Consider the following 6,300-nt stretch of genomic DNA (forward strand, 5'->3'; position numbering starts at 1 on the left):
GGTCAACGCGCTGGCCGGCAACCTCACCAGCCAGGTCCGCGACATCGCCCAGGTGGCCACCGCCGTCGCCAAGGGCGACCTCTCGCAGAAGATCAACGTGGAGGCCAAGGGCGAGGTCGCGGCGCTCGCCGGCGTCATCAACACGATGGTCGACACGCTCTCGGCCTTCGCGGACGAGGTGACCCGGGTGGCCCGCGAGGTCGGCACCGAGGGGACGCTCGGCGGGCAGGCACGGGTCCCGAACGTGGCCGGCACGTGGAAGGACCTCACCGACAACGTCAACTTCATGGCGCACAACCTCACCAGCCAGGTCCGCAACATCGCCCAGGTGACCACCGCCGTCGCCCAGGGCGACCTCACACGCAAGATCGACGTCGACGCACGCGGCGAGATCCTGGAGCTCAAGACCACCATCAACACGATGGTCGACCAGCTGAGCGCCTTCGCCGCCGAGGTCACCCGGGTCGCCCGCGAGGTCGGCTCCGAGGGCCGGCTCGGCGGCCAGGCCGAGGTGGAGGGCGTCTCCGGCACCTGGAAGCGGCTCACCGAGAACGTCAACGAGCTGGCCGGCAACCTGACCCGGCAGGTCCGCGCCATCGCCGAGGTGACCGGCGCCGTCGCCGAGGGCGACCTCACCCGCTCGATCACCGTGGACGCCTCCGGCGAGGTCGCCGACCTCAAGGACAACATCAACTTCATGGTGGAGTCGCTCCGCGAGACCACCCGGGCCAACGACGAACAGGACTGGCTCAAGTCCAACCTGGCCCGGATCTCGGCCCTGATGCAGGGCCGCCGCGACCTCGCCGTCGTCGCCGAACTGATCATGGACGAGCTGACGCCCCTGGTGTCCGCCCAGTACGGCGCCTTCTACCTCGCGGAGGACAGCGGGGACACGACCGTCCTCAACCTGATCGGCTCCTACGCCTTCCCCGCCGGCTCGACCCCCACCCGCTTCAGGCTCGGCGAGTCCTTCGTCGGCCAGGCCGCGCGCAGCCGGCGCACGATCGCCGTCGACTCCCTGCCCGCGGGCTACGTGACCATCTCCTCCGGCCTGGGCCGGGCCGAGCCCGCCTCCCTGATCGTGCTGCCCATCGTGGTCGAGGGCCAGGTCCTGGGCGTCATCGAGCTCGCCGCCGTCCGCGACTTCACCTCGGTGCACCGCGCCTTCCTCGACCAGCTGATGGAGACCATCGGCGCCAACGTCAACACGATCGTCGCCAACTCCCGCACCGACGAACTGCTCGGGGAGTCCCAGCGGCTGACCGCCGAACTCCAGGTCCGGTCGGAGGAGCTCCAGGCCCGTCAGGAGGAACTGCAGTCCTCCAACGCGGAACTGGAGGAGAAGGCCGCGCTCCTCGCCGCACAGAACCGGGACATCGAGACCAAGAACCTGGAGATCGAACAGGCCCGGCAGGAGCTGGAGGACCGCGCGCACCAGCTGTCGCTGGCCTCCAGCTACAAGTCGGAGTTCCTGGCCAACATGAGCCACGAGCTGCGCACCCCGCTCAACAGCCTGCTCATCCTCGCCCAGTTGCTCGCCCAGAACCCGACCAGGAACCTGACGGCCAAGCAGGTCGAGTACGCGGGCATCATCCACTCCGCGGGCTCCGACCTGCTCCAGCTGATCAACGACATCCTCGACCTCTCCAAGGTCGAGGCGGGGAAGATGGACATCACCCCCGAGCGGATCCCGCTGCGCAAGCTGCTCGACTACGTCGAGGCCACCTTCCGGCCGCTGACGAGCCAGAAGAGCCTGCGGTTCACGGTCGAGACCGCGCCGACGATGCCGGCGGAGCTGCTCACCGACGACTACCGGCTCCGCCAGGTGCTGCGCAACCTGCTCTCCAACGCGGTCAAGTTCACCGAGAAGGGCGGCGTGGAACTGCGGATCGAGGTCGCGGACCACGCGCACGTACCGGAGGTCGCCCGTCGCGACGACGGCCCGGTGATCGCCTTCCACGTCGTGGACACCGGGATCGGCATCGAACCCCAGCACCTGGAGAGCGTCTTCGGGGCCTTCCAGCAGGCGGACGGCACCACCAGCCGCAAGTACGGCGGCACCGGGCTGGGTCTGTCGATCAGCCGCGAGATCGCCTTCCTCCTCGGAGGTGCGATCACCGCGGACAGCGTGCCCGGCCGGGGCAGCACCTTCACGCTCTACCTGCCCGCCTCCCGGACCGACTTCGTCGAACTGAACGCCCAGAACTCGCGGACGGCGCTGGAGAGCGGTACCGGCGAGGCCGCCGGCGCAGCGGACCGGGTCGAGACCCCGGCACCCGCCGCGCCGCCGGAGACGGTTCAGCCCAAGCGGCTGCTCGTCATCGAGGAGCGTCCGCGCGGCCTGCTGTCACTGGTCGCGGAGAGCGCCGTCGCCGACCTCACCGGCCCCTCCGGCCTCGGCGACCCGCGCACGACCGTGGAGGTCACCACCACGGTGAGCGCCCACGAGGCGGCGGCGACACTGGCCTCGACCCCGTGCCACTGCGTGGTCCTGGAACTCGACCTGCCCGGTGGCGCGGCCCTGGACTTCCTGGAGGAGATGGCGCGGGACGCCGCCCTGCACGGCGTGCCGGTCCTCGCGCACAACAACCGGCGGCTGGGCGCCGAGCAGGAGCGTCTCCTGCAACAGCGGGCCACCCTGCAGCCGCTCGAACTCCTCTCCAGCCTGGACGAGTTGCGCGAGCGCATCGCCCTGCACCTGAGCGCGGACCAGCCCGGTGACGTGCTGCCGCTGGTACGGAGCGGGGATCCCGCCGTCGCGCTCGCCCAGGACGTCGACGGCTCCCTCGCGGGGCGGACGGTGCTGGTCGTCGACGACGACGACCGCAACCTCTACGCGCTGACCGGGATCCTGGAGCTGCACGGCATGCGGGTGCTGCAGGCCGAGAACGGACGCGCGGCGATCGAGGCCCTCACCGCGCACCGCGGCATCGACCTGATCCTGATGGACGTGATGATGCCGGAGATGGACGGCTACGCCGCAACGGCCGCGATCCGGGCGATGCCCGAGCACGCGGACCTGCCGATCATCGCCGTCACCGCCAAGGCCATGGTCGGAGACCGGGAGAAGAGCCTCGCCTCCGGCGCCACCGACTACGTGACCAAGCCGGTCGACGCGCTCGACCTGATCGCCCGCGTCGAGCGGTGGCTGCGGCCGTAGCCGCCCGCCGTGCCGGTGGGACGCACCGCGACGCCGAACGACCACGCCAGCGGAGGAGACACCATGTACGACCCCCGACAGCCCCGGGACGCTGAAGAGCAGCCGCTCCCGCAGGCCGGGCGCGGTCCGGCCGCGGTGTCCGGGGCGGCAGCGGAGCCCGGGCAGGCAGCGGCGTCGGGCCAGGTCGCGCGGGCGGTCGCCGTGCCGCCCTCCGTCGTGTCGCCGCGTGAACCGGTGGACGGGCCCGCCGGCAGGACGTCCCTGCCGGCGGCCGGCAGCACGGTGGGCCGGCTGACGTCGACCGTCGACCGGCTGCGCCGCGAACTCACCCGGGCCCACGCCCAGGCGGACGGCCGGGCGCTGGTCGAACTCGCCAAGGGGATCCTGGTGGAGCGCCTGGGCGTCTCCCCCGCCGAGGCCGGCCGCCAGCTCGACACCCTGGCCGACCGTTCCACGCTGTCCGTCCTGGACCTGGCGGCCGACCTCGTCAACCAGGCCTCGCACGACCGGATCGCCGACGTCGCCCGCGAGTTCATGGCCTCCGCGGGCGAGCCGTCCCTCGGCGTCCGGCTGCGCAGCGCCGAGACGGGGATGCTGGGCGCCTCCGACGTCCAGGCCGTGGCGCAGTCGGTGCTGGAGCACGCGCTCCGGCCGCTCGGCGCGCAGGCGGTGGCGATCTGGGCGGCCAACTCCGACCAGTCCCTGACGCTGGCGGGCAGCGCCGGATTCGCCGACGAGGAGGCGGCGCGCTGGCGCCACGTCCCGCCGGGCGTCCCCGTTCCCGCGCGCCGCGCACTGACCGAACGGGCCTCCGCGGCCTACGAGTCGCTCGCCGCGGCGGGGCTCCCCTCCATCGGACAGCGGGAGTTCGGCGGCGGCCGGCTGGCCGTGCCCGCCGGGGCGGGCGGCCGGATCACCGGCGTCCTGGAGGTCTGCTGGAGCGGCGACCTGCCGGCGCCGTCGCAGTCGCTGCAACGGCAGTTCGAGGCCCTGGCCGAACTCTGTGCCACCGCCCTGGAGTCGCACCCGGCCACCGGGAACGGCGACGGCGTCGACCCGCAGACGGCCGACCTGCTGGAACTCGTCCAGGGCCTGCACGACCCCTGCCTGGTCGTGCACCCGGACCTCGACGCGGCGGGCCGGACGACCGACTACCTCATCAAGCACCTCAATCCGAGCTTCGAGGACTTCGCCGGCCGCCCGCGCAGCGCCATCCTCGGCGCCCGACTGCTGGAGGCCTACCCGCTGGCCGCCGAACCGGGCGGCCTCTTCGAGAAGATCGAGTACGTCCTGGCGACCGGCGAGTCGTTCCGCTCGCCGGGGATGAACCTCTCCGCCCTGGTCGACGGCGTCCCGCTCACCACCCGGGCCAGCGTGAGCATCACCCGCTGCGGGGCCGGCGCGGTCGTCATCTGGCGGACCGAGGACGGCGCCGCCCGCGTCGCCAGCCTGCTGCAGCACGCCCAGCGCCTCGGCCGCATCGGCGGGTTCGAGGAGAACCTGCACACCGGCGAGATCGCCTGGAACGAGACCCTGTTCGACCTCCACGGCCTGCCGCCGCACGCCGACCCCATCCCGCTGGACCACCTGGCGGCCCACGCGCACCCCGACGACGAGCACACCATCGGCCGGTTCCTGCGCACCCTGCTGCACCACCGGCGCCCCGCCTCCACCGCCTTCCGCCTCCAGCGGGCCGACGGCATCGCCCGGCACATCCGGGTCGTCGCCGAGCCCGTCCTCGACGCCGACTCCCGCATCACCACCGTGCGCGGCGCCTACCAGGACGTCTCCGCCCAGCACTGGACCGAGGTCGCGCTCGCCGCCACCCGCGACCAGCTCGCCCACACCGAGCAGCAGGCCGCCGAACGCAACCGGCTCGCCCTGCAGTTGCAGCACGCCATCATGCCGCCGAGCCGCGGCCCCCTGGAGCTGCACGACCTGCGGGTGGGCGTGCGCTACCGGCCCGCCGAGAAGGACCACCTGGTCGGCGGCGACTGGTACGACGCCCTGGACCTGCCGACCGGCCAGGTCCTCCTGTGCGTGGGCGACGTCGCCGGGCACGGCATCGAGGCCGCCACCGGCATGGTCGCCCTGCGCAACGCCCTGCGCGGCCTGGCCGCCACCGGCGCCGGCCCGGGCCAGCTGCTGGGCTGGCTCAACACGGTGACCCACCACCTGACCGACAACGTCACCGCGACGACCGTCTGCGCCCTGTACGACCCCCGGACCAGGACCCTCCGCTGGGCCCGGGCGGGCCATCTGCCCCCCATCCTGCTGCGCGACGGCCGGGCCACCGAGCTCCCCACCGTCTCGGGGATCCTGCTGGGCGCCATCGACCAGGCCGACTACGAGGAGGGCGAGATCCGGCTCCGCGCCGGGGACACCCTGATGATGTACACCGACGGCCTGATCGAACGCCGGGACCGTTCCCTGGAGGAGTCGCTCGACGACCTGCTGTCCATCGCCGGGAAGTCGGGCGGGCAGCCGGAGCTCGAACGCCGGCTCGACCACCTCCTGCGGTACAGCAGTTCCGACACCGACGACGACACCTGTCTGATCGGGGTCACGGTCTGCTGAGCCGGTCCCGTCCGGTGCGGCCCTGAGCGGCGCCGCCTCGAACGGTGCCGACCTGTTCGTCACGGCCGGCAGGTGTGAGGTCCGCGGTCCGGGGCAGCCGAGGGTCGAGAACGCGTCGGCCGGGAACAGCTCGGCGGGCACCGGGAGAAAGGGAACCGACATGAGCAGCATCGACATCTGGGAGTTCCGCTCGACCTCCGGCCACGTCGCCGGCACCGACCTGGTGGGCTTCCACGTGGAGGCGACGGACGGAGCGATCGGCAAGGTCGACCGGCACTCCCCGGAGGCCGGCTCCGAATACCTCGTCGTCGACACCGGTCCGTGGATCTTCGGCAAGCACGTCCTGCTGCCGGTCGGCACCATCGTCCGGGTCGACCAGGAGGACGAGAAGATCTACGTGGACCGGACGAAGGCCGAGATCAAGGACGGCCCGGAGTTCGACCGGGAGAAGCACGAGGACGCCGACCTCGGGTACCGCGAGGCGTACGGCAGCTACTACGGCCCGTTCTACAGTCGCCCCATCATCTGACCTCCGGTACGCGGACGGGCGGTGGCCACCGATC

At 72.4% G+C, this 6,300-nt stretch carries 3 protein-coding genes; all 3 read left to right on the forward strand.

Annotation, left to right across the window (positions count from 1 at the left end; all coding sequences use genetic code 11):
• The coding region (locus ACFWOG_RS38750) for a HAMP domain-containing protein (protein WP_380364253.1) at window positions 1-3,160 on the forward strand (3,160 nt) is incomplete at its 5' end.
• A gap of 63 nt (window positions 3,161-3,223) precedes the next feature.
• Window positions 3,224-5,737, forward strand: coding sequence for a SpoIIE family protein phosphatase (locus ACFWOG_RS38755; protein ID WP_380364256.1), 2,514 nt, complete (start codon window positions 3,224-3,226; stop codon window positions 5,735-5,737).
• Between the two features lie 160 nt (window positions 5,738-5,897).
• A complete protein-coding gene (locus ACFWOG_RS38760; RefSeq protein WP_329951158.1) occupies window positions 5,898-6,266 on the forward strand; it encodes a PRC-barrel domain-containing protein in 369 nt (122 codons plus the stop codon).
• Window positions 6,267-6,300: the final 34 nt, after the last annotated feature.

Origin of the sequence: Kitasatospora sp. NPDC058406 (genome assembly GCF_042722765.1) — a bacterium.
Classification (GTDB): Bacteria; Actinomycetota; Actinomycetes; order Streptomycetales; family Streptomycetaceae; genus Kitasatospora.

Bases quoted from the DNA above. Each gene is read 5' to 3' on its own strand.
- ACFWOG_RS38755 (WP_380364256.1), top strand. From the start codon at position 3,224: ATGTACGACCCCCGACAGCCCCGGGACGCTGAAGAGCAGCCGCTCCCG.
- ACFWOG_RS38760 (WP_329951158.1), top strand. From the start codon at position 5,898: ATGAGCAGCATCGACATCTGGGAGTTCCGCTCGACCTCCGGCCACGTC.